The sequence below is a fragment of the Diaphorobacter sp. LI3 genome (assembly GCF_022807955.1).
Taxonomy (GTDB): Bacteria; Pseudomonadota; Gammaproteobacteria; order Burkholderiales; family Burkholderiaceae_C; genus Diaphorobacter; species Diaphorobacter nitroreducens.
The window spans coordinates 2290762-2314565 of the sequence record NZ_CP094346.1; the positions used below are offsets into that span (position 1 = coordinate 2290762).

Here is a 23804-nt window from a genome sequence, read left to right on the forward strand (position 1 = left end):
TTTGGAGCATCACCATGTCCCTCGATCTCGAAACCGTTCCCGAAACCGCTGTGCAGGGCGACCTGCTCGAAACGGCTGCTTCACCCCTCACGCTCAGCCTGCAGGACTTCGTATCGGAGTTCGGCGACGAGCTGCTCGACTCGCTCAACCGCGCCAATCCTCCGGTCTACACCGGCCAGGTGCGGGTGCATCGGCAACTGATCCTCGCCGCGCTCATGCGCAAGCTGTTCCCGGCGCAAGCCGATGTGGTCCATGCCGTCACCGAGCTACTGGTAGACCGCGGCGAACGCGCCGCGATCGTCAATGGCGAGATGGGTTGCGGCAAGACGACGGTGGGTATTGCCACCGCCGCCGTGCTCAACGCCGAAGGCTACCGCCGCACCCTGGTGCTCTCGCCACCCCACCTAGTCTACAAGTGGCGGCGCGAAATCCAGGAGACGGTGGCCGGTGCCAAGGTCTGGGTACTCAATGGCCCGGACACGCTGGTCAAGCTGCTGAAACTGCGCGAGCAGTTGGGCGTGCCGGCCCAGGGCCAGGAGTTCTTCGTCCTGGGCCGCGTGCGGATGCGGATGGGGTTCCACTGGAAACCTGTCTTCGTTCGGCGGCGCACGCCTCACGGCGACGTGGGGGCCTGCCCGGATTGCGGGCATGTCATCACCGACCTCGACGGCGAGCCGATCAACCCGGTCGAGCTGGAAGCCGAGGAGTCCCGCCGCAAGTGCAGCCACTGCCGTGCACCGCTGTGGTCGTTGATCCGTCCCAGAGGCCTGTCCGCCAGCGACCAGTCCTCGACCGTGCTCAAGGCACTGAAGCGTATTCCAACCATCGGGGAAGTCACCGCGCAGAAGCTGATGCAAAAGTTCGGTGACGCCTTCCTCGCGTCGATGCTCGGGGACAACATCCACGAGTTCATCAACCTGATGGATGGCAACGGCGAGCTGGTCTTCTCGGACCGGCAAGCCCACCGGATGGAACGCGCGATGGCCAACATGGAGTTCGGCTTCGGCGAGGGCGGCTACCAGCCGTCCGAGTTCATCAAGAGGCAGCTTCCCCAAGGCACGTTCGACCTGCTCATCGCCGACGAGGCGCACGAGTACAAGAACGGCGGCTCCGCACAGGGCCAGGCCATGGGCGTGTTGGCGGCCAAGGCGCGCAAGACGCTATTGCTCACCGGCACACTGATGGGCGGCTACGGCGACGACCTGTTCCACCTGCTGTTCCGAGCCCTGCCGGGGCGGATGATCGAAGACGGCTACCGGCCGACGAAGAGCGGCAGCATGACGTCGGCCGCGATGGCGTTCATGCGCGATCACGGCGTGCTCAAGGACATCTATTCCGAGAGCACGGGCACGGCGCACAAGACGGCCAAGGGCACCAAGGTATCGGTGCGCACGGTCAAGGCGCCGGGCTTCGGTCCGAAGGGCGTGCTGCGTTGCGTCCTGCCGTTCACGGTCTTCCTCAAGTTGAAGGACATCGGTGGCAACGTGTTGCCGCCCTACGACGAGGAGTTCCGCGAAGTCGCGATGGACACGGCGCAGGCCGCGGCCTACCGCGATCTGGCCGGTCGGCTGACCCAGGAGCTGAAGCAGGCTCTGGCGAAGCGCGACACGACGCTGCTCGGTGTAGTCCTCAACGTGCTGCTGGCCTGGCCGGACTGCTGCTTCCGGTCGGAGACGGTGGTGCATCCGCGCACGCGCAACACCTTGGCGTTCGTTCCGGCTCAGTTCAACGAGCTGGAGGTGATGCCCAAGGAACGCGAGCTGATCGAGATCTGCAAGCAGGAGAAGGCAGAAGGTCGCAAGACCCTGGTCTATTCGGTCTACACCGGCACGCGCGACACCACGTCGCGTTTGAAGGTGCTGCTGGAGCAGGAAGGCTTCAAGGTGGCGGTACTGCGCGCGAGCGTGGATGCCTCCCGCCGGGAAGACTGGATCGCCGAGCAGCTCGACCGCGGCATCGACGTGCTCATCACCAATCCCGAGCTGGTGAAAACCGGCCTGGACTTGCTGGAGTTCCCGACCATCGTGTTCCTCCAGTCCGGCTACAACGTGTATTCGTTGCAGCAGGCCGCCCGACGCTCATGGCGCATCGGCCAGAAGCAGCCGGTGCGCGTGATCTACCTCGGCTACGCCGATTCCTCGCAGATGACCTGCCTGGGGTTGATGGCCCGGAAGATCATGGTGTCGCAGAGCACGTCGGGCGACGTACCCGAGTCGGGCCTGGATGTTCTGAACCAGGACGGCGACTCGGTGGAGGTGGCACTGGCACGGCAGCTTGTCACGGTCTGATCCATGTGCTCATGCCGGCGGCCCCTCGGGGTCGCCGGCTTCCTTCCACGGCCCTTCGGGGCCGTTTTTCTTGGGCGTATGACAGTCCATGGCGCCGCCCTCCATGTATTCGGGCGGGCGTCAGTGCGTTTTGTTTGCTGCCCGCAGGCCAAGCGGCGGCGATGGTGAGCGCTCCGTGTTCCAGGGAAGCGCCCTCCATGCAACCATCCATCCGCGCTGTTCACCGCCTGGCCCTCGCCGCTGGCTTGCTGGCCGGCAGCCTGTTCGCCGTCGGCTGCGCCACGACCGCCGCGCCGTCTGCGCCAGCGGTGCCGGCCGCATCGCCAACCGCCGTCGCGCCGGAGCCGGGTTTCGTTCCGGTGGCCCGCTACGGCCGCTACACCCTGGTCGAGCTGGTGCCGGAACCTGCGCAGCGTGATCTCTTGCAACAGGCGGTGGAGGTCTCGATTCCGCCCATGCTCGATGCCAGCGTGGGCGATGCCATGCGCCATGTGCTCCTGCGCTCGGGCTACCGGCTCTGCGATGCGCCCGAGGCCGCCGCGCTCTACGCGCTGCCGCTGCCCGCCGCACACCTGCGCCTGGGCCCGCTGATGCTGCGCGATGCCTTGCTGACCCTTGCCGGCCCCGCCTGGGAGCTGTCGGTCGATGACGTGACCCGCCAAGTCTGCTTCAGCCGGCACGGTGCTCCCGCCTTCCTTTCCGCCAACCCGCCCGGCACCGCCACGCCTGTGCCGGACGTCGACCGGCCCGAGGAGATGCAGCCATGACCTTTCCCCAAGCGCCATCCGAGCGCAATTCCCGCACGCGCTGGCTCAAGATCGCCGCGGCCTTCTGGCTGCTGCTCATCAGTGCTGTAGCACTCATCAACAGCGTCGGCCTGTCGCGGCTCGCCGAACAGACCCAGAGCAGCGCACAGGATGCGCAGGTCAATGCGCTGGGCCTGCGCGTGGCCGATCTCGAACAACAGGCCGATGCGGGCAAGCGCCGGCCGGCGCCGATCAGCCAGGCCGAATTCGCCAATGCGCGGCAGGCGCTGGACGAACGGATGACGCGCCTCGAAGAGGCCGACGAGGCGAGGGCCCTGGCCATCGACCTGCAGACGCTGCAGACGCGCGTGAACGGAATCGAAACCCGCCTGGAGAAGACCCGGCAGGTGGCATCCGCCGCTCGCCCGCACGCTCCCGTTGCGACGAAGACCAAGGTGCCCGAGCCGCCGTTCCGGGTGCTCGGCGTGGAGCTGCGCGGAGGCGAGCGCTTTCTGTCGATCACCTCCACCGCTGCGGCCTCGCTCGCGGGCGCCCGGCTGCTGCGCGAGGGCGATGCCGAGGGCGGCTGGCAACTGCAGTCCATCGAGGCGCAGGCGGGCGTGTTCCAGGTGAACGGTCAGACGCAGCGCGTTGCGGTGCCGTAGGAGGTGCCGTGACCCCCACGCTCACTTCGTTCGCTGCCCCCCGAGGGGGCTTCAGCCTCCTTGAGGCGGCTCGGCGGAGGCTGACCATGAACCTGCGGCCGTTGCTCGCTGCCGTCGTTCTGTTCGCCGCTTTCGGCGCATCCGCCCAGCCGGCCCCGGTGACGAACTCGCGCATGGTGCCCGCCCAGGTGCAGCCGGGCACTGATGCCGCGCTCGACGAGAGGCAGGCGCGGGAGTGGGGGCTTCACCCCGAGGAGTGGGCGCGTTACCGGCAACTGATGCAGGGGCCGCTCGGGGTCTATTCGCCCCAGCTCGATCCGCTCACGGCGCTGGGCATCGAGGCCCGCAGCGAGGAGGAGCGCAGGCGCTACGCGGAGTTGCAGGTGCAGGCCGAGGCCCGGCGCGTCGGCAAGACGCTGGCCTACCAGCGGGCCTACGACGCGGCGTGGCAGCGCCTGTTTCCCGGCCAGCCGCGCGTGAGCCTGCCCGGCGCCAAGGCGCAGGGTGCCGGCAACACCGGCTCGGGGCGCCTAGCCGTCTTCATCAAGGCCGACTGCGCACCGTGCGCGCAGCGCGTGCAGCAGTTGCAGGCGGCCGGCACGGCCTTCGATCTCTACATGGTCGGCAGCCGTCAGGACGACGCGCGCATCCGGCAGTGGGCCACCCAGGCGGGCATCGACCCGGCCAGGGTGCGCGCCCGCACCATCACGCTCAACCACGATGCGGGGCGCTGGCTGTCGCTCGGGCTGCCCGGCGATCTGCCGGCCGTGGTGCGCGAGGTGAACGGCCAATGGCAGCGGCAATAGCTACTCCGGGCCGGGAGCGTCGGCCATCCCGCGTCGCCATCCGCTGCGCCAGCGCCGTGCTGCTGCTCACCACCGGCGGCTGGGCATTGGCCGCCCTGGCTCGGGAAGTGCCGCCGCCGGCCTATCAACTGGCGGCGCATCGTGCAGACGTGCCGGCGGCGGTGCTGTACGCGGTGGCCTTGCAGGAGAGCGGCGCCATGCTGCGCGGGCGCCTGATCCCCTGGCCGTGGACGCTCAACGTCGCCGGCACGCCACAGCGCTACGCCACCCGCGCCGAGGCCTGTGCGGGACTGCACCGTGCGCTCGCCCACACGCCGGCCAATCGCATCGACGCCGGCCTCGGCCAGGTCAATCTCGGCTACCACGCGCATCGCTACACGCAGCCCTGCGAGCTGCTGGACCCGTACCGCAACCTCGCCATCGCTGCGGAAATCCTGCACGAACAGCACACGCCGGGCGAGGACTGGCTGCTTGCCATCGGCCGCTACCACCGGCCCGCCGGCGGGGCACCCGCGGCGCGCTACCGGCGCAGTGTGCATCGGCACCTGACCCGCGTGCTCGACCCCGGCGTTCCCGTTCCCACCCTCCAGGCCACCACGCCATGAACCACATCGTCCTCATCGCCGCCATCGGGCTGCTGTCCACGACCACCGTCTTCGCCAAGACCGCCTCCGCGCCGTTGATCGTCGTCGAAGACCGCGGCGGCGCCTCAGCGCTGCCGTACTACCGGTCGCTGAATCCCCAACCGGATCAGGCCACACCGCCGGCCCCGATGCCAGCCCCTCGCGCGGGCAACGCGGCCGACGCCGAAGCCGCCATGCTGCCGGTGCGCTCGACGCAACTGTCGCCGGGCGACGTGCAGCGCCGCGTCATCCGGGCGCCGGGTCTGACCGCGCTGTTCCTGATCGGCGACGACGAGCGTTCGCGCGCCTGGCTGCGGCGGCGGCAGGCCGCGCTGCGAGAGCTGCAGGCCGTGGGGCTGGTGGTCAACGTGGAGTCGATGGCCGCGCTGACGGCGCTGCGTAGGCTGGCTCCCGGCCTGACTCTCTCGCCGGCCTCCGGCGACGACCTGGCCCAGCGCCTGGGCCTGCGCCACTACCCGGTGCTCATCACGTCCACCGGCGTCGAGCAGTAGGTGCGCAAATGGCCCAACCGCATGCGGTCGAGGTTCTGCTGCGGCCAGCGGTGGAGCTTTACACCGTGGCGGTCTGCACCGGCGCCGCGATTCTGTGCCTGGTGGCACCGTGGTCGCTCGCGCTGAACCCGCTGCTCGGCCTGGGCTCGGCGCTGGCTTTCCTGACCTTCGGCGCGATTCGCCTGCGCGATGCCTGGGCGATCCTGCGCTATCGCCGCAACATCCGCCGCCTGCCGCGCTACGTGATGACCAGCCGCGACGTGCCGGTGAGTCAGCAACGGCTGTTCGTCGGCCGGGGCTTTCGCTGGGAGCAGCGGCACACGCACCGGCTGATGCAGACCTACCGGCCGGAGTTCCGCCGCTACGTCGAGCCGACGGCGATCTACCGGGCCGCCCGGCGGCTGGAGGAGCGGCTTGAGTTCGCACCATTTCCAGTCTCGACGCTGGCGCGCGCGCTGGCCTGGGACAGCCCGCTCAACCCGGCGCGGCCGCTGCCGCCGGTCGGCGGACTGCCGCGCCTGCATGGCATCGAGCCGCACGAGGTCGACGTCACCCTGCCGCTGGGCGAGCGCGTCGGCCACACCCTGGTGCTGGGCACCACGCGCGTGGGCAAGACGCGGCTGGCCGAGCTGTTCATCACCCAGGACATCCGCCGCAAGGTCCGCGGCGAGCACGAGGTGGTGATCGTCTTCGACCCCAAGGGCGATGCCGACCTGTTGAAGCGCATGTACGTCGAGGCCAAGCGCGCCGGGCGCGAAGGCGAGTTCTACGTCTTCCATCTGGGCTGGCCAGACATCTCGGCGCGCTACAACGCCGTCGGCAGGTTCGGGCGGATCTCCGAGGTGGCCACGCGCATCGCCGGACAGCTCTCGGGCGAAGGCAACAGCGCAGCGTTCCGCGAATTCGCCTGGCGCTTCGTCAACATCATCGCGCGCGCGCTGGTCGAGCTGGGGCAGCGGCCGGACTACCTGCTGATCCAGCGCCACGTCATCAACATCGACGCGCTGTTCATCGAGTACGCCCAGCACTACTTCGCCACGAACGAGCCGAAGGCCTGGGAGGTCATCGTCCAACTCGAAGGCAAGCTCAACGACAAGAACATCCCGCGCAACATGATCGGGCGCGAGAAGCGCGTGGTAGCCCTCGAACAGTACCTGTCCCAAGTGCGCATCTATGACCCGGTGCTTGACGGCCTGCGCAGCGCCGTGCGCTACGACCGGACGTACTTCGACAAGATCGTCGCATCGCTGCTGCCGCTGCTGGAGAAGCTCACCACCGGCAAGATCGCCCAACTGCTCGCACCGAACTATTCCGACCTGTCCGACCCGAGGCCGATCTTCGACTGGATGCAGGTCATCCGCAAACGCGCGGTGGTCTACGTGGGGCTGGATGCGCTGTCCGACGCCGAGGTCGCGGCGGCGGTGGGCAACTCGATGTTCAGCGATCTGGTCTCGGTCGCCGGCCACATCTACAAGTTCGGCATCGACGACGGGCTGCCCGGCGCCGCGGTGGGCGCCAAGATTCCGATCAACGTCCACGCCGACGAATTCAATGAACTCATGGGCGACGAGTTCATTCCGATGGTCAACAAGGGCGGCGGTGCCGGCGTACAGGTGACGGCCTACACGCAGACCTTGAGCGACATCGAGGCGCGCATCGGTAACCGTGCCAAGGCCGGCCAGGTGGTCGGCAACTTCAACAACCTGTTCATGCTGCGCGTGCGCGAGACCGCCACCGCCGAATTGTTGACGCGACAACTGCCCAAGGTCGAGGTGTACGCCACGGCACTGATGAGCGGCGCCACCGACAGCTCCGACCCGCACGGCACTACCGCCTTCACGTCCAACACCCAGGACCGCATCAGCAGCAACAGCGTGCCGTTGATCGAGCCGGCGCATGTGGTGGCGCTGCCCAAGGGGCAGTGCTTCGCGCTGACCGAGGGCGGCAACCTCTGGAAAGTCCGCATGCCGCTGCCGGCACCCGACCCCGACGAAGCCATGCCGAAGGATCTGCAGGAGCTGGCCGGCTACATGCGACAGCACTACGTCGAGGCAGGAGACTGGTGGGAGAACCAAGGCATCCCCGGCCTGCAGGACAAGGCGCTGCCCGACGACCTGCTGGACGACTTCAAGCAGATGGCCGCCGCTGAAGAGGCCGAAGCATGAGCGATCCGGCCGTCGCGGCACAGCGCCAGCAGCAACGACAGCAGGGGCTGATCGCCGGCCTGGTCACGCTGCCGTTCCGCTTCTTCGGCGTGCTGCTGCTGTGCATCCTGATCGAATGCGTCGGCATGCACTTCTTCTGGCCCGATCAGGGCTGGCGCCACGCGCAGGGCATGCTGCACTACGAGCTGGATCAACTCTCCACGCATTTCACGCGCAGCGCGCTGGTGCAGGAGCCGGGGCGCACCGCGCACCGGCTGGTCGAGCAGGGCTACGACGGGCTGTTCGAGAAAAGCGGCCTGCTGGACTGGGTACGCGATGCCTCGGCGCAGGCCAGCGCCGGCAGCCATCGCCCGGCCAAGGATTTCCGCTACTACCTGGGCTTGGTCTACGTGAACGTGGAGAGCTACCTGATCGCGGCGGCCTACACGACGCTGGTCTTCCTCGTGCGGCTGCTGGTGCTGTGCCTGACCCTGCCGCTGTTCCTGATGGCCGCCTTCGTCGGCCTCGTGGACGGCCTGGTGCGCCGGGACATCCGCCGCTTCGGCGCGGGACGCGAGTCGGGGTTCATCTATCACCGCGCCAGGGCCAGCCTGATCCCGCTGGCCGTGCTGCCGTGGGTGACTTACCTGGCACTGCCGGTCAGCGTGAACCCGCTGCTGATCCTGCTGCCCAGCGCGGCACTGCTCGGCGTGGCGGTGTGCATTGCGGCGGCGACGTTCAAGAAGTATCTCTAGCCGATCACTGGACTGGCACTACACACTACGATCTTCATCGACCCACGGGTCATGGCGACGTAAAGGTTCTGTGCGTTCATGCCATCGACATTTAGCAGCACCGCCACTTCCGCTTCCAGCCCTTTGAGCAACAGCGTGCTGCCTACGGCGCGTTTTGGTAGCGGGCGCCCCAATAGCCGGTTCTCTTCCCGCACGCGCCGGGCCGCTTCTGCCAGAGGGACGGTTCCCGACGAGGCTTCTCGGAGCGCCTTGAGCACGCCGTAGAGGATGGCCGGCCGATGCACACGCACGTTCGGCAGTGCACGCAGTTCCGACAACAGCGCGGCGGCCGCAGCGAGAGAGGGCGCGCGCCCGAACGCCAGCGCGCGGCTTTCTGCCTCGTTCGGAGGATTCCTTGCAGTTCCCTTTGCCAACGACTCCAGGCGCCGCGTCAACTCCGCCACGCCCACATTGGTCATGACGCTCTGTGCAAGCGCCAGCAACTGCGCGAGGGCATTCGGTGCCCCCACTTCAAAGCTGCTGGCGAAGGCGATGAGGTCTTGCAGATCGACGGCCTCGACCGTCGAAGCGCCCGGCGTCTGGCTCGCAAAGTTCTGCTGAGCTGCTCGGTTGCGGCTATCGGCGATGATGAGCACGCGCCCGTCAGCGGTTGGCGATGCCGTCCTCGCAGCGGCAAGGCGCTGGGCATGGTCGTTGGGTGGTACGGCCTGCATCCAGTTCACATGCTCCGGTGGCCCACTACGCAGATCCACGGACTGCCCCGCCGTCAACAACCGGCGGGCCTCCAGCAACCATTGTCCCAGCGCTTCCGCGCCGGCGTTGCGCCATCGCCAGGGCGTTGCCAGTTCCCCGACGACAGGAAAATGTGCGCACACGTGCTGGTTCCAGTCGGCCAGCGCATTGCCCCGGAACCCGAAGATCGCCTGCATGGGGTCGCCCAGCACGCAGGTCGGCAGGATCAACGAGAGGAAATAGACGATGTAGTGCTGAGGCACCGAACAATCCTGGTACTCATCCACGATCAGATGCGCATACGAGGCTTTCAGCACCTCACTGACGTGCCCGGCCTGCAGGAGCTTCCAGGCGGCGTCGCGGATAGCCGGGTAGTCCCGCGCAGGTGCAGCCAGCCGCAGAATCTCCGGATCGTGGGCGCTGCGGCCCGGAAAGGTCGAGATGAGCCGGATAGCCCAGCCATCGATCGTGCTCAATCGATAGGCGCTGGCTGGCACACCGGCGCGGTCCAGCCGGCCACGCAAGGCCGCGACCCCGGCATTCGTGTGTGTCAGCACGAGAATGGGCTTGTTGCCCCGATGACCGGCAAGCGCTTGGGCAATCAGCTGTGTCTTGCCGCAGCCGGCCGGTGCGGTGACGGTTCCGCGTTGGATTGCACGAAGGTCGATTTCAACGTGGTCCATCAGTGGCCCACCCGAATACCTGGTCCATCAGAGCGCGGAATCCCTGATCGCAAAGATGCAGGTCCGGTGCAACGATGGTCCTCGCCACGTCCTCCATCCACGAGATTTGCTTGAACCAGCCAGCTTTTCGGATGCGCGCCGCCTGACCAAGAATGGCCCTGCGTTCGGCCGACAGGAGGCCGGTGTTCTGGATCTCGTCCCAGATCTGCTGGAAGGTGAGCGTGTTGTTCGAGACAGTGCGCAGGTGTTCGACGATCAGGTCGCCATGCAATTCGTTGGCGTAGCCGATCAGTCTCTGGCAGGCAACCGGCGTGAGACTTCCGAACAGCTCGTCCTCCAGCGCACGGCCCGCGCGGTAGGCGACGACGGTGCCACCGTTCTCGACAAAAGCCTGCTCGACCGCAGGTGTGGGCTTCTTGTCGTCGTCGCGCAGCACCATCACCCGGTAGCCCAGAGACTGGAATGCGGAGGCGCGCGCATACGGTCGATCCGGCTCCCCGCCACCGCAGTCGACGAGCGCCACGCCCAATGCAGCCAGTGACGCATTCCTCTGGTCAAGCCTGTATAAGTCCAGCCCGCGCAGCAGGCCTATCTCGCTGGCTCCCTCGCACACGACCACGGAGCCAGCCAGGAAGGCCTCGGGATAGAGGCGGATCGTGCTCTGGATGTCATTGTCGGCGCCGACCAGGCGAGCCTCATGGCCGAGGGGGCCGCGGCGCAACACGAAGAGCTGGTCGCCCGACAGTTCTCTCAGCGCCACGGGTGAGTGGGTGGTGAGGAACACCTGCAGCGGAGCAGCGGCCTCCTTGGCTCCGAGGGAGCCCAAGAACCTCGCGATGCGGTGCGGCTCCAGCCCGTACTCCAGTTCGTCCGAGAGCACGATTGACGCCTGACCGGCCGCCTTGCGCTGTAGGCCAGCGACAAGCAGACGCGTGGACCCGACGCCCAGGCTGCGAAGCGGGATGCCGCTTTCGTTGTGCAGGGAGATGGTGCCGCCACCGAACGACACCGAATGCGAATCCAGCAGCGCCTTGGCCTTGGCGCCGATGTTGACGCCCAGCTCCTGAGCAGTGGTGGTGACGATCCCCAGCGCTTCTCCCAACTGTTGTTCGGCCTGGTCTCCGAAGCCACTCCGCGCATCTCTGGCGGCCTTGACGAGGGCGGCCGAAGCGTCGGCTCGCTCTTCCGAGATGCGGTTCAGTACCGAGCCGCGCTGCCATCCCAGGTTGAAGTCCGCCAGCGCGCCGATGCGAGTGGGCGCCAGGGCGACGCGATCCTTCCATGCGAGCGTCTTGACGATGCCTTGCTGTGCGGCGCGGTCGGAGACGAGGGTCCACGAGGGCTCCAGGTCACTGGCGACCGTCAGGTTCAGGCAGAGCACAACCTCCGCGCCGGCAGAGGGCTCGTCTTCGACGACGCCAGTGTTGGCGTGGTATCCGCGCAGGAATGCACCAAAGCCCTCCAGCGTCCTCATGCTGTCATCGAGGTCGCCGAGCGTCAGCGTGATGCTGATTGGGGTCGTGATGTCCAGGCCGAAGAAGTCCGCATCCGAGAACTGGACATTGCGTCTGGCCCCCAGACATAGGTCGATCGCGTCCAGCACCGTGGACTTGCCGCTGTCGCCCGGACCGATCAGGCAGTTGATGCCAGGCGTCGGGCACCAGGTCAGCAGCTGGATGCCGCGGAAGTTGGCGATCTGGATTTTTCTGATTCGTGCCATGCGTATCCCCCGCGCATTGAAGCCGCTCCCACTGAAATCGCAACACCTCACTATCCACTCGGGCCGCCTGCTGCAGGCCTCCTGCCCAGTTCTCTACTTGGTAGGGCGAGACAGCGACTCGGCAAGCTCCAACAACTTTGCGACGTCCTCTGCGGGCAATGACGCCTCCTTGAGGTATCGCACTAAAGCCATCGCTTCAGGCTGCGCGTGCAAGTAGTCGACGACTTCAGGGTCAGTCGAATGCGATAGGCGGAACAACACGTCGGGATCTGCCGCCAGCACCTTCGCTAGAGCTTTGATGACCTCAGGCCTAGGCGGAGACTCCTTACCACGCTCGATACGGCTCAAGTAGGCCGGCGAAATGCCGACTAACAGGCCGTTGAAAAAGTGCTTTTCGAACGCATCAGGGACGCTGAGTGCGAAGACACGAGCTGCCCAGACGCGTCTGCGCAGCGATTGCAACGGCCCATCTGGCCGGTTTGCAGGCCCTCCCGCCCATTTCGGGCGCACGTATCCCTGGGCTCACGCATGATGCGCGTCCCACCAGCCGCCGATGCTGCCCATTCGCACAAGGTTGTAGGTGGCAAAGCACAGCAGCGCCTGGCCCGTGAGCTTGGCCTGACCGATCAGCTTGGTCTTTGCCAGACCACCGACGGTCTTGATCCAGCCAAAGGCCTCTTCGATGCGCTTGCGCACCTTCAGGCTGGTCTTGTAGCCCTCGTGCCGTGTCACTCGCGCATCCACCGCCGAGTGTTTGTCCTTGGCCGCCACGTGGGGCGTGACTTTGAGCTTTCTGCAGCCTTTGATGAAGGCCTTGCTGTCGTAGCCCTTGTCGGCACCGACCGTGGCCCGTTTGTTCCTGTTGCCCCGACGCTCCAACATGGCCAGCGCCGCCTCGCGCTCGGCCGTGCCGCTGGCGTGGGTGATCTCGACATCCACGATCAGCCCGTTGCGGTTCTCCATGAGGATGTGCCCCATGTGGCACAGGCGGGATTTGTCGCCCTGGCTCTTCTTGAACAGCCGGGCATCGGCGTCCGTGGTGCTCTCGTGGGTGTCGTTGCAGCGCTCCTGCCCCTTGAAGTCCACCTCGGGGTTGCGCCCAGGCGGCGTGCCGCTGTCGTCGTCTTTGCGCTTGAAGCTCTTGTGCGAGGCCCAGGCGTCAATGAGCGTGCCGTCCACGCTGAAGTGCTCGTCGCTGGCGAGCTTGCCCCACTGGGCACTGAGCTTGACGCGCTCGAAGAAGGCGCGGGCGAGGTCTTCGTTGAACAGACGTTCGCGGTTGGCGCTGAAAGTGGAGTGGTCCCAGACCTTGTCTTCGATGTTCAGGCCCACGAACCAGCGGTACAGCAGGTTGTAGTTGATCGCTTCGACCAACTGGCGCTCGCTGCGGATGGAGAACAGGATCTGCAGCAGCAAGGCCTTGAGCAGCATCTCCGGTGGCACCGATGGGCGGCCACGGCGGGCGTACACCGCTTCGAACTCGCGGTTCATGGTTGCCAGCAGCGCATCAACCACCGCGCGCAACTTGCGCAGCGGGTGTGCCTGCGGCACGCGCTCTTCAAGGCTGATGTAGCTGAACATCGCCCCCTGGAAATCTTGACTGCCTCTCATCGTCCTCGTCTGGGTCGTTCACCGATGGCTTCAGATCGTAGCGGCCAACGCGGGCGTCGGCGGGGGATTTTTCAACGGCCTGTTAATCTGCGGATGGGGCCGACTCTGCCAGCTTGGCTTCGGTCAGAGTCATCAAGTGGGCGGAACTGCATTTCAGCGCACGGGCGATCTTGAGGATGAGAGGGAGCGTGGGGACATGCTCGCCGCGCTCGATCTTGCCCATGTGCGACCGTTCGATGCCGGCCATGTGGGCCAGCGTTTCCTGAGCGATACCCTGGTTGGTTCTTTCTTCCCGCACGGCAGCCCCAAACGCGATGGCTGGTTCCGCTTCGTAGGTAGTGGTGCCGGTGGGGCGGCCCCTTTGGATCGAACGCTTTGGCATTGCCAAGAGCGTCGAACACGGTCACGATTTAAACCACGTTAAACTTAACTCATTCAACGGATTCGAGATCAGTTGCCACGAGTTCACCACCTGGGGGGAGCTGGACGTGGAATCGAGTGACATCACCGCCGAAATTCGCATGGCCGTCCTCGGCGAATGGGTGCCTCCCCAGCTCGCCGACGTGCTCGCCCTGCAGCGTGCCGAAGAGCCGGAGACTCATGCCGTCCTGGCCGGCTGGACAGATCCCGGTCGAGGCGCGGAGCTGCCGGGCGACGGCTTCGACTTCGCCTTGTCTGCGGTTGCCCGGCAGTGGCCTGGCTGGGTATGCGAGCCGCTGTGGCATGACACGCTGGCGGTCGCCGTGGCCAAGCGCTCCCACCTGCTGGCCTACCGTGAAGTGCCGTGTCAGGAAGTGCTCAAGCAGCCGTTGATCTGCTCGCAGTCCACGGCTCATGAACCATGGCGCATGACCGTGCAGCGCGTGTTCGAGAACGCGCTGCAGGAGCGGGAGCAAACGGTGGAGACATTCGATGTGGTGATGACGCTGGTTGCCGCCGGGTACGGGATCACCATTGCGCCCGCCGCGAGACTGGCGAGCTACCTACGCCGAGGCATCGCCATGCGGCCGCTGGCCGGCGCACCAACGATCGTGATGGCTTACCTGCTCCGTCGCGAGGCTTCCTTGTCGGACACCCAGGCAAGATTCGCCCGCCGCGCGCGCTTGGTGTCCTGACAGACGCGCGGGGATCGCGGTTTCGCCACGATCCCGCATTCCTGCTGCTAGGCGACCCCGACTCGCGGCGGGGTCCATTCGCTTTCCTTCACGGCTGTGCTCACTGCCATGACGAGCTTGTCGAGATTGCCGGCCGTCACGCCCTCCAGTGCCGAACACCCCCGCAGCATCGAGCGCGGTTGCAGTAGTGCATGGTAGATCTGCCAAGGGTCCGCACCCCTGGTCAGCTTCAGGACGGACTGGATCAGCTCGTGCTTGAGTGGGTCGAGGTGCCAGTCCGGCACGCGCTGGCCGCGGTTGCCTACGTTCAACGCCAGCAAGTTGCCCGCCTTGATCTCGTAGCTGATCCACCTGCGGGACTTGCCCGCCATCTTGGCAAACGCCGCGACGGGAAGGTTGTGCGGCGCTTCGAAGACATCGAACAGCTCCATCCTCTCGCGCTGAATGTCCGAAGGCACCAGCGGCGCGGCCGATCGAGGGGGCGGAACCGCCGGCAGCCGATGTGCGGCGGCAGAAACCAACGGCATGGCGTCACCCGGCTTCGTCACCAGCAGGATTGGCGAAGCGGCAACCGGCGTGGAGGGTGCGCTTGCGGTTTGCTCACTCGGGAATGCGGGTACGCCTTCCAGATGCACGGTGAGCGGCATGCTGGCCGCCTCGACCTGGTTCTGCTCGAAGAGGTCGAGCCGATCGGCCCAGTCCTGCATCATGCGGCGACGCTGCTCCACGTACTCGGCATGGTTGTAGGTCGCGCTGACCTTGTTGGGATCGACATGCGAGAGCTGTGCATCCACCCAGACCTTCGGGTAGCCGATCTCGTTGAGCGCAGTGGACATCGTGCCGCGGATGCCGTGTCCGGTCAGGCGTTCCTGATAGCCCATGCGCTTGAGCGCACCATTGAGCGTGTTCTCGCTGATGCGCTTCTTCAAGTCGCTGTCGTGCCGGAACAGGTGGCGCTGGGCCGGCTTGAACTCATCCAGCATGCGCATTCCACTGATGGCGGACAGTGATTCCATTCCCATCGCGGACAGCGTTCCAGGCGATGGCGGACACGTTGCGCGGGTGTCCTGAGTGACGCTCAAATCGTAGCCGAAGTGTCCGCCATCAGCGTGGAATGGCGGTCGGCGCGGCCGGCTCAGACGGCCTTGGTGAGCTTGCGCATCGACTCGCCCTTGAGGGCTATCTTGTGCGAGCCGTGCACGATGCGGTCCAGGATGGCGTCGGCCAGCGTGGGCTCGTCCAGCCAGGCGTGCCAGGCCGTCACCGGCAACTGGCTGGTGATGAGCGTCGAGCGCGTGCCCACCCGGTCGTCCAGCAATTCCAGCAGGTCGTTTCGCTCGTGCGCGGCAATCGGCGCGATGCCGAAGTCGTCCAGGATGAGCAGGTCCAGCCGCGCCAGTTGCGCCAGCCGTTTGCCCAGGCTGCCATCGCCGTGGGCCACGTGCAGCTCCTGCAGCAGCCGTGGCGCGCGGGTGTAGAGCACCGAGAAGCCCAGGCGCGCGGCCTGCTGCCCCAGTGCGCAGGCGAGCCACGTCTTGCCGCACCCGGTGGCGCCGGTGAGCAGCACGTTGTGGCCATGGCGCAGCCAGTCCCCGCCGGCCAGGCTGGTGATGACCTCTCGGCTCAGGCCCCGGCTGGCGCGCCAGTCGATGTCCTCCAGGCAGGCACTGGAGACCTTCAGGCGGGCCGCCTTCAACAGGCGCTCCAGGCGCTTGCTGTCACGCCAGTCCACCTCGCGCTGCACCAGCAGCGCCAGGCGTTGTTCAAAGGGCAGCTCGCTGGCCGTGATGTGGGTGGCCGCGTCGCTGAGGGCGGCCACCATGCCGTCCAGGCGCAGGGCGCGCAGTTGGTTCAAGGTCTGTTCGTTGAGCATGGTTCTTCCTTGTTAGGTTTGCTTGCACGTTGGAGTTCAGTGGTAGTAGCCCGGCCCGCGCACGTTCTCGTGCAGCGGCAGGCTCGCCTGTGCGGCCATCGGCGCATCCAGCGGCCGCTGGTCCAGGCCGCAGCCCAGGATGGAGGCGATGCTCTTGTAGGACGGTGAGCGAATCGACTGCGCCCGCGCACAGGCGGCCTCCAGCCGGTCAGCCCCGTACTCACGGCCCAGGCGCATGAGGCCCAGACAGGAGCGGTAACCCTGCTCGGGATGCTGGCGGTGCTCCATCTGCCAGCGCACCACGGCGGCGGTGGCCGCGCCCACGCGCTCACCCCAGGCGATGAGCTTGGCCGGCGTCCACTGCAGGTGCGCCCGGTGCGAGGCCGGCATGTGCTCGGGCGTGGTGGTGTGTGCACCCCGTCGGGGATTGAGGGCGTGGGCGGCCACGCGTTTGCTGCCGTGCAGGACTTCGAGCGTGCCGGCCGTGATGCGCAACTCCACCGGCTCACCCACCAGGGCGTGGGGCACCGAGTAGTAGTGGCCATCGAGCTCAACGTGGTAATCGATGTTGACGCGGGCGGGTTTGAAGCGCGCGATGGGCATGCGCACCGGCGGCAGGGGGCGCAGGGCTGGCCGGTCGAGTTCGGCGAAGGCGCTAGTGCGGTTGCCCGGCAGCTTCTTGAACGCGCGCTGGTTCAAGTCCACCAGCAAGGCGGCAATCGCCCGGTTGAGCTCGGCCAGGCTGAAGAAGGTCTGGTGGCGCAGCCTGGCCAGAATCCAGCGCTCGACCACCTGCACAGCGACCTCCACCTTGGGTTTGTCGCGTGGCTTGGCCGGGCGCGCGGGCATCACGGCCAGGCTGTAGTGCGCACAGAGCTCTTCGAGCAGGCGGTGCGCGGTGGGCTCGTAACGGTCGGGTCGGGCCATGAGGGCGCGCGGCTGGTCAGGCACCAGCAGGCGGGGCACGCCGCCGATGAACTCCAGCGCGCTAATGATGCTGGCCACCCAGTCGGTGGTCTTCTGGCTGGCGGTGGCGCAGGCGTAGGTGTAGTTCGATGCGCCCAGCACGGCCACGAAGACCTGGGCCTGGCGTATCTCGCCAGTGTCGGCATCCACCACGGGAACGGTCTGGCCGGCGTAGTCCACAAAGAGCTTGTCACCGCCCGTGTGGGTCTGGCGCATGGAGCGCTGCAGGCGCCGGGCCCAGGCCTTGTACTTCTCGCAGAAGGCGCTGTACTTGTACGCCTGCCCGCTGTGCTGTTGCTGGTATTCCTCCCAAAGCAACTGCAGCGTCACGCCAGGTCGGCGCAGTTCGCGGTGGATGTGGGCGTGGTCGGGTTCAAGGTGCCGGGACTCGCGCGCCACGGGTGGCTTGTAGAGCCGGGCCTGGAGTTCGTCGTCGTTCAGGCTCTGGGCCAGTGCCCAGTCCACGCCGGCCACGCGCGCGTAGCTGGCTATCTCGCTGACAGTGGATTTGGAGATGCCGAGGGCGGCACCGATTTGACGGGTGCTCAAGGCCCCGCGGTGCAGCAGTTGCAGTGTGTGTCGTAGTTTGCTCATGGTGACCCTGGGTGTGGGCATCGCTGGTTCCGGTCAAAAAACCGGGCAGCGTATGCCGCGTTCGGGTCACTCAGAACACCCCGCAGGTGTCCGCCATCAGTTTGGAATGCTGTCCGCCTTCAGCGTGGAACACTGTCCGCCATCACGCTGGAACACTGTCCGCCATCAGCATGGAATCGTGTCCGCCATCGCGTGGAATACGCATCCAGCAGGTGCCGGACGATCTCCATGGCCTGAATCGACAGCGGCACGATGTAGGGCGGGATGTCCTTCGCCTGCTGCCGCTTCTTGCGCATATCCAACTGGAGTTGCTTCACGACGTCGGGCGGGATGATCCACAACCCACGGTCCAGATCGAATTGATCCGGCGTCGCCTGTCGCAGCTCTCCGGTTCGCACGCCGGTCAGCAGCAATAGCCGCAGCCCGAGCTGGGTCTGCCGCCTGCCGCGATAGCTGCGCAGCCGCTGCAACAGCTTCGGCAGCTCGGCCATGCGCAGGAACGGGTTGTGGTTGACGGGTGGCAGCGGCAGCGCCACCACATCGAGATCGGAGGCAGGGTTCTGCTCCAGGCCCGGCACGATCACCAGCGCGTAGCGGAACAGTTGGTTGAACCACGTCCTGACTTTCTCGGCGACGGAGAGCGCCCTGCGCTTCTCGATCTTGGCGATCACCTCCAAGAGGTCGGGACGCTTGATCTCATAGATCGACCGCTTGCCCAAGGCGGGCAGCACATCCTTGTCGAAGATGCGCGGAAGTATCGAGAGGGTCGTCTGCCGGCCTTCCTTGAGGCTGAGCCCGCGATGCTTGAGCCACTTGCGATACACCGCCTCGAAGGTGTTCTCGTCGGCGAGCCGGACGGCAGTGCGCTTCTGCTTGCGGTGAACGCGAGGATTGATGCCTTTGGCCAGCAGGGCGCGCGCTTCATCGCGCAGGCTGCGGGCCTCGCGAAGCGTCACCTCCGGGTAGGTGCCGAGCGACATCCGCTTCTGCTTGCCCGCCCAGTAGTAGCGGAAGTGCCAAGTCCTGCCCCCTGCAGCCGTGACGGCCAGGGAGAGGCCATCCAAGTCAGGGAGGGTGTATGCCTTGCCAGTTGCCTTGGCCTGTCGAATGGCCAAGTCTGAGAGTGCCATGCTCTTGCTCCTGAACATGAGTCAGGAACCAGATGCTGGTCACGTCGACCTCGCCCCTCCATCAACAATCCGGAATCAGCCGCGCCCGCAAAAATGGACTTGTTTGTGGACTTAAAAGTCCCGGCTGTAGGCGGATCGCAGTGGACTACGGCAGAACGTCAAAGAGAGGAAAAGTCCTTGTGTGGCAACGACTTGCAAACTCTCTTGGACTTCTGCGGAAGTCCGCAGAATGATGCAGTGGAGCGGGCGATGGGAATCGAACCCACGTCTTGAGCTTGGGAAGCTCAGGTCCTACCATTGAACGACGCCCGCAAAGTCGGTGGATTCTAGCGCACTGCCGCGTGCTTTCCGGGCAACCGTGCGTTCTGCGCCGGCCGACGTCCAGCCTGTCCTGCCGGTACATAGGTTCGTGGGCATTTCTGGCCATCGGGCAATAGGAGCAAGCGCTGGCAGCTACGAAAAAAGAAGCAAAAGTGCTCTCTACTTCTGGATATCTCCCACGCAGAGGTATTTGATCTCCACATAGTCGTCCATGCCGTAGTGGGAGCCCTCGCGCCCCAGGCCCGACTGCTTGACGCCGCCGAAGGGCACATGCTCGGTCGCGAGAATGCCGACGTTCACACCCACCATGCCATATTCCAGCGCCTCGCCCACTCGGAAGATGCGGCCCACGTCGCGGCTGTAGAAGTAGCTGGCCAGGCCGAACTCGGTGGCGTTGGCGGCAGCGATGGCTTCCTGCTCGGTCTCGAACCTGAAGACCGGCGCCAGCGGGCCGAAGGTTTCCTCGCGCGCGCACAGCATTCCAGCGGTGGCGTTGGCCAGCACCGTGGGCTCAAAGAACTGGCCCGCGCCCAGTTCCGCCAGGTGCTTTCCGCCCGTCACGACGCTGGCGCCCTTGGCGATGGCGTCGTCCAGGTGGCGCTGTACCTTGTCCACCGCGGCGGGTTCGATCAGCGGGCCCTGGTTCACGCCGTCCTCGAAGCCATTGCCGACCTTCGCGGTTTTTACGCGAGCGGCAAACTTGGCGACGAAGGCGTCGTACACCCCCGCCTGCACGTAGAAGCGGTTGGTGCACACGCAGGTCTGCCCGGCATTGCGGTATTTGCTGGCAAAGGCGCCTTCCACGGCGGAATCGAGGTCGGCATCGTCGAACACGATGAACGGCGCATTGCCGCCCAGCTCCAGGCTCAGCTTCTTCACCGTGGGCGCGCACTGGGCCATGAGGATGCGCCCGACCTCCGTCGAGCCGGTGAACGACAGGTGGCGCACGACGTCGCTTGCGCACAGCACCTTGCCGATGGCGATGGAGTTCTCCGCATCGGCCGTCAGCACGCTCAGCACGCCGGGGGGAATGCCCGCGCGCAACGCCAGCTCGGCCGCGGCGAGGGCAGTGAGGGGCGTGAGCTCGGCCGGCTTGATGACCACCGGACAGCCCGCCGCGAGCGCCGGCGCCACCTTGCGCGTGATCATCGCCAAGGGGAAGTTCCACGGCGTGATCGCCGCGCACACGCCGATGGGCTGCTTGAGCACCAAAAGGCGGCGGTTGTTGTCGAACTGCGGCAGGGCCTCGCCGTTCACGCGCTTGGCCTCCTCGGCAAACCACTCGACGAAGCTTGCGCCATAGGCCACCTCGCCCTTGGCCTCGGGCAAGGGCTTGCCTTGTTCCGCCGTCATGAGCCGGCCCAGGTCGTCCTGGTGCTGCATGAGCAGGTCAAACCACTGGCGCAGGATGGTGCTGCGCTCCTTGGCGGTCTTGGCCTTCCATGCGGGCCATGCTTCGTTGGCGGCGGCGATGGCCAGCTCGGCTTCCTTGGCCCCCAGGTTGGCCACATCGGCCAACTTCAGGCCCGTGGCCGGGTCGTGCACGGCAAAGCGTGCGCCGCCTGCGAACCACTGGCCTCCCAGCAGGGCGTCGGTCTTGAGCAGGCTCGGATCCTTGAGCAGGGAAAGGGGTGATGTCTTCATGTCCATGGGGTGGCTCCTGGAAGGCCGCGGCGGGCAGGGCAAAGGGGCAGGATAGCGCCGTGTGCACGCAAGGGTGAAATCTATAATGGCGGGTTGGTCACGACGGGATGCCTTGCGCTGCCATACCCGCCCACGAACCCCATACACACCATGAGCACACCCACTTTCTCCGTTGCAGACATTCGCAAGACCTTCCTGGACTTCTTCGCCGCCAAGGGGCATACCGTGGTGGCCTCCAGTCCGCTGGTGCCGGGCAACGACCCCACGCTGATGTTCACCAACTCGGGCATGGTGCAGTTCAAGGATGTGTTCCTGGGTACGGACAAGCGCCCCTATGTGCGCGCCACATCGGTGCAGACCTGCCTGCGCGCCGGCGGCAAGCACAACGACCTGGAGAACGTGGGCTACACCGCGCGCCACCACACGTTTTTCGAGATGCTGGGCAACTGGAGCTTTGGCGACTACTTCAAGCGCGAGTCGCTCAAGTGGGCCTGGGAGCTGCTGACCGAGGTCTACAAGCTGCCTCCCGAGCGCTTGCTGGCCACGGTCTACGCCGAGGACGACGAGGCCTACGACATCTGGACCAAAGAAATCGGCCTGCCGCCCGAGCGAGTGATCCGCATCGGTGACAACAAGGGCGGCCGCTACAAGAGCGACAACTTCTGGATGATGGCCGACACCGGCCCCTGCGGCCCGTGCTCGGAAATCTTCTACGACCACGGCGAGCACATTGCCGGCGGCCCCCCGGGCAGCCCGGATGAAGACGGCGACCGCTTCATCGAAATCTGGAACAACGTGTTCATGCAGTTCGACATGGACGAGCAAGGCAACGTCAAGCCGCTGCCCGCACCCTGCGTGGACACCGGCATGGGCCTGGAGCGCCTGGCCGCCATCCTGCAGCACGTGCACAGCAACTACGAGATCGACCTGTTCGACGCGCTGATCAAGGCCGCGGCGCGCGAAACAGGCACAAGCGACCTGACCAACCCGTCGCTCAAGGTCATCGCCGACCACATCCGCGCCACCGCCTTCCTGGTCGCCGACGGTGTCATCCCCAGCAACGAGGGCCGCGGCTACGTGCAGCGCCGCATCGTGCGCCGCGCCATTCGCCACGGCTACAAGCTGGGTCGTAAGACGCCGTTCTTCCACAAGCTGGTGCAAGACCTGGTGCAGCAGATGGGCGATGCCTACCCCAAGATCCGCGAGCAACAGGCGCGCATCACGGATGTGCTGCGGGTGGAAGAGGAACGCTTCTTCGAGACCCTGGCGCACGGCATGGAGATTCTGGACAGCGCTTTGGCTGGCGGTGCCAAGACGCTGCCGGGCGACGTGGCGTTCAAGCTGCACGACACCTATGGTTTCCCACTGGACCTGACGAACGACGTGTGCCGCGAACGGGGCGTCAACGTGGACGAAGCGGGCTTTGCCACCGCCATGGAACACCAGAAGAGCACTGCCCGCGCCGCAGGCAAGTTCAAGATGGACCGCGCGCTGGAATACACCGGCGCGGCCAACCAGTTCACGGGTTACGAGCAACTGGCCGAAAGTGCCAAGATCGTCGCGCTGTACGTGGACGGCACCAGCACCGCGGCCCTGCACGCGGGCCAGAGCGGCGTGGTGGTGCTGGACCGCACGCCGTTCTATGCCGAAAGCGGCGGCCAGGTGGGCGACCAAGGCACCATCGGCGCTGGCTCGGCGTGCTTCACCGTGGCCGACACGCAGAAAATCAAGGCCGACGTCTACGGCCACCACGGCACGCTGGAAGCCGGCACGCTGAATGTGGGCGACACGGTGCAGGCGCAGGTGGACCTGCAACTGCGCGCGGCCACCATGCGCAACCACTCGGTCACCCACCTCATGCACAAGGCGCTGCGCGAGGTACTGGGCGACCATGTGCAGCAAAAGGGCAGCCTGGTGAACGCCGAGCGCACGCGCTTTGACTTCGCGCACAACGCGCCGCTGACGGCCGCGCAGATTCGCGAGATCGAACGCCTGGTGAATGCCGAGGTGCTGGCCAATACCGACACCAACGCGCGCCTGATGGACATCGAAAGCGCGCAGAAAACGGGCGCCATGATGTTGTTCGGCGAGAAGTACGGCGAGACCGTGCGTGTGCTGGACATCGGCACCAGCCGCGAGCTGTGCGGCGGCACGCACGTGCGCCGCACGGGCGACATCGGCCTGTTCAAGGTGGTGGCTGAGGGCGGCGTGGCCGCAGGCGTGCGCCGCATCGAGGCGGTGACCGGCGAGAACGCGCTGGCCTACCTGCAGTCGCTGGAGTCCACGGTGGACCAGGCTGCAGCCGCCCTGAAGGCACCCCCTGCGGAGCTGACCGCCCGCATTGGCGGTGCGCTCGATCAGATCAAGACGCTCGAGAAGGAACTGGCTGCACTCAAGGGCAAGCTGGCTTCCAGCCAGGGCGACGAGCTGGCCGGCCAGGCCGTGGACGTCAAGGGCATCAAGGTGCTGGCGGCCCGGCTGGAAGGCGCGGACGCCAAGACCCTGCGCGAGACCATGGACAAGCTCAAGGACAAGCTCAAGACGGCGGCCATCGTGCTGGCGGCCGTCGATGGCGACAAGGTGCAGCTGGCGGCTGGCGTGACGGCCGACAGCATCGGCCGTGTCAAGGCCGGGGATCTGGTGAACTTCGTGGCGGCTCAGGTGGGTGGCAAAGGGGGCGGAAAACCCGACATGGCCATGGCCGGCGGCACCAACGCGGCGGCGCTGCCGCAGGCGCTGGCAGCCGTGCAGGGCTGGGTGGGCGAGCGCATCTGACGGCGGCCTGGGCCCCCCGACGGGGCCGGGCGCAATTGCGGACATGTTGCACCCGCGTGGGCGGTGGTGGCCTGCGCCGCGGTCGCACCGGACCCACGGGG

The 23804-nt window shown here is 66.3% G+C and carries 18 protein-coding genes, 1 tRNA gene and 2 pseudogenes; 10 read left to right on the top strand and 11 right to left on the bottom strand.

The genetic code is table 11. The features are described 5' to 3' along the window. The first annotated feature begins 14 nt into the window (after nucleotides 1-14). The 8 genes from MRB47_RS10630 to MRB47_RS10665 all read left to right on the top strand — a co-directional run bounded on the left by MRB47_RS10630 (nucleotide 15) and on the right by MRB47_RS10665 (nucleotide 8539). Entirely contained in the window at nucleotides 15-2288 is a 2274-nt protein-coding gene (locus tag MRB47_RS10630) for a helicase-related protein (RefSeq protein WP_252100651.1), read from the top strand. Nucleotides 2289-2485: 197 nt separating this feature from the next. Beyond that, the gene (locus MRB47_RS10635) at nucleotides 2486-3055 is read left to right on the top strand and encodes a PilL N-terminal domain-containing protein (protein WP_252100652.1); all 570 of its coding nucleotides are present in this window, start codon (nucleotides 2486-2488) and stop codon (nucleotides 3053-3055) included. Next, nucleotides 3052-3699 (top strand): hypothetical protein, encoded by a 648-nt coding sequence (locus tag MRB47_RS10640; protein ID WP_252100653.1) that lies wholly within the window; start codon nucleotides 3052-3054, stop codon nucleotides 3697-3699. Before MRB47_RS10635 ends, MRB47_RS10640 begins: the two co-directional genes overlap by 4 nt. A gap of 86 nt (nucleotides 3700-3785) precedes the next feature. After that, a complete protein-coding gene (locus tag MRB47_RS10645) occupies nucleotides 3786-4505 on the top strand; it encodes a TIGR03759 family integrating conjugative element protein (RefSeq protein ID WP_252100654.1) in 720 nt (239 codons plus the stop codon). Beyond that, entirely contained in the window at nucleotides 4490-5110 is a 621-nt protein-coding gene (locus tag MRB47_RS10650; RefSeq protein WP_252100655.1) for a lytic transglycosylase domain-containing protein, read from the top strand. The genes MRB47_RS10645 and MRB47_RS10650 overlap by 16 nt, the downstream gene beginning before the upstream one ends. Then, entirely contained in the window at nucleotides 5107-5640 is a 534-nt protein-coding gene (locus tag MRB47_RS10655; RefSeq protein ID WP_252100656.1) for an integrating conjugative element protein, read from the top strand. Before MRB47_RS10650 ends, MRB47_RS10655 begins: the two co-directional genes overlap by 4 nt. Nucleotides 5641-5648: 8 nt before the next feature. Next, nucleotides 5649-7805 (top strand): type IV conjugative transfer system coupling protein TraD, encoded by a 2157-nt coding sequence (gene traD, locus MRB47_RS10660; protein WP_252100657.1) that lies wholly within the window; start codon nucleotides 5649-5651, stop codon nucleotides 7803-7805. Further along, on the top strand, nucleotides 7802-8539 hold the full coding sequence (locus tag MRB47_RS10665) for a TIGR03747 family integrating conjugative element membrane protein (protein WP_252100658.1): 738 nt from the start codon (nucleotides 7802-7804) through the stop codon (nucleotides 8537-8539). Before traD ends, MRB47_RS10665 begins: the two co-directional genes overlap by 4 nt. On the opposite strand, the gene MRB47_RS10670 is transcribed toward MRB47_RS10665, so the two are convergent. From MRB47_RS10670 to MRB47_RS10685, 5 genes are all read right to left on the bottom strand, one after another. Continuing rightward, nucleotides 8536-9954: a UvrD-helicase domain-containing protein gene (locus MRB47_RS10670; protein ID WP_252100659.1), complete on the bottom strand. Its 1419-nt coding sequence runs from the start codon at nucleotides 9952-9954 to the stop codon at nucleotides 8536-8538. The two genes, MRB47_RS10665 and MRB47_RS10670, sit on opposite strands and share 4 nt — an antisense overlap. After that, a complete protein-coding gene (locus MRB47_RS10675) occupies nucleotides 9941-11674 on the bottom strand; it encodes an ATP-dependent nuclease (RefSeq protein ID WP_252100660.1) in 1734 nt (577 codons plus the stop codon). Before MRB47_RS10675 ends, MRB47_RS10670 begins: the two co-directional genes overlap by 14 nt. Nucleotides 11675-11767: 93 nt before the next feature. Further along, nucleotides 11768-12184, bottom strand: coding sequence for a helix-turn-helix domain-containing protein (locus MRB47_RS19990; protein WP_411275685.1), 417 nt, complete (start codon nucleotides 12182-12184; stop codon nucleotides 11768-11770). 12 nt (nucleotides 12185-12196) lie between these two features. Beyond that, nucleotides 12197-13285 carry an IS5-like element ISDisp1 family transposase gene (locus MRB47_RS10680; protein ID WP_011803559.1) on the bottom strand — a complete coding sequence of 363 codons (1089 nt, stop codon included), beginning with the start codon at nucleotides 13283-13285 and terminating at the stop codon, nucleotides 12197-12199. Nucleotides 13286-13367: 82 nt separating this feature from the next. Continuing rightward, complete coding sequence (locus MRB47_RS10685) at nucleotides 13368-13667, bottom strand: helix-turn-helix domain-containing protein (RefSeq protein ID WP_003282197.1); 300 nt, start codon at nucleotides 13665-13667, stop codon at nucleotides 13368-13370. A gap of 106 nt (nucleotides 13668-13773) precedes the next feature. Here MRB47_RS10685 and MRB47_RS10690 point away from each other — a divergent pair, with 106 nt between their 5' ends. Beyond that, entirely contained in the window at nucleotides 13774-14400 is a 627-nt protein-coding gene (locus tag MRB47_RS10690) for a LysR substrate-binding domain-containing protein (RefSeq protein WP_252100661.1), read from the top strand. A 47-nt stretch (nucleotides 14401-14447) separates the two neighbouring features. Here MRB47_RS10690 and MRB47_RS10695 read toward each other — a convergent pair. From MRB47_RS10695 to MRB47_RS10720, 6 genes and pseudogenes are all read right to left on the bottom strand, one after another. Continuing rightward, nucleotides 14448-15449 (bottom strand): annotated as a pseudogene (locus MRB47_RS10695) (tyrosine-type recombinase/integrase); the annotation flags it as partial. An 86-nt stretch (nucleotides 15450-15535) separates the two neighbouring features. Further along, nucleotides 15536-16273, bottom strand: coding sequence for an IS21-like element helper ATPase IstB (gene istB, locus MRB47_RS10700; protein WP_011805003.1), 738 nt, complete (start codon nucleotides 16271-16273; stop codon nucleotides 15536-15538). Nucleotides 16274-16309: 36 nt separating this feature from the next. Then, nucleotides 16310-17854, bottom strand: a complete 1545-nt coding sequence (gene istA, locus MRB47_RS10705; RefSeq protein ID WP_252100662.1) for an IS21 family transposase — start codon at nucleotides 17852-17854, stop codon at nucleotides 16310-16312. Between the two features lie 143 nt (nucleotides 17855-17997). Continuing rightward, nucleotides 17998-18963: pseudogene (locus MRB47_RS10710) on the bottom strand (tyrosine-type recombinase/integrase); the annotation flags it as partial. Nucleotides 18964-19201: 238 nt separating this feature from the next. Continuing rightward, nucleotides 19202-19275: transfer RNA gene (locus MRB47_RS10715), tRNA-Gly, on the bottom strand. Nucleotides 19276-19443: 168 nt separating this feature from the next. Then, nucleotides 19444-20934, bottom strand: a complete 1491-nt coding sequence (locus tag MRB47_RS10720; RefSeq protein WP_252100663.1) for an NAD-dependent succinate-semialdehyde dehydrogenase — start codon at nucleotides 20932-20934, stop codon at nucleotides 19444-19446. Between the two features lie 144 nt (nucleotides 20935-21078). On the opposite strand from MRB47_RS10720, the gene alaS reads away from it, so the two are divergent. Next, the gene (gene alaS, locus MRB47_RS10725; protein WP_011805223.1) at nucleotides 21079-23703 is read left to right on the top strand and encodes an alanine--tRNA ligase; all 2625 of its coding nucleotides are present in this window, start codon (nucleotides 21079-21081) and stop codon (nucleotides 23701-23703) included. The last annotated feature ends 101 nt before the right edge of the window (nucleotides 23704-23804 follow it).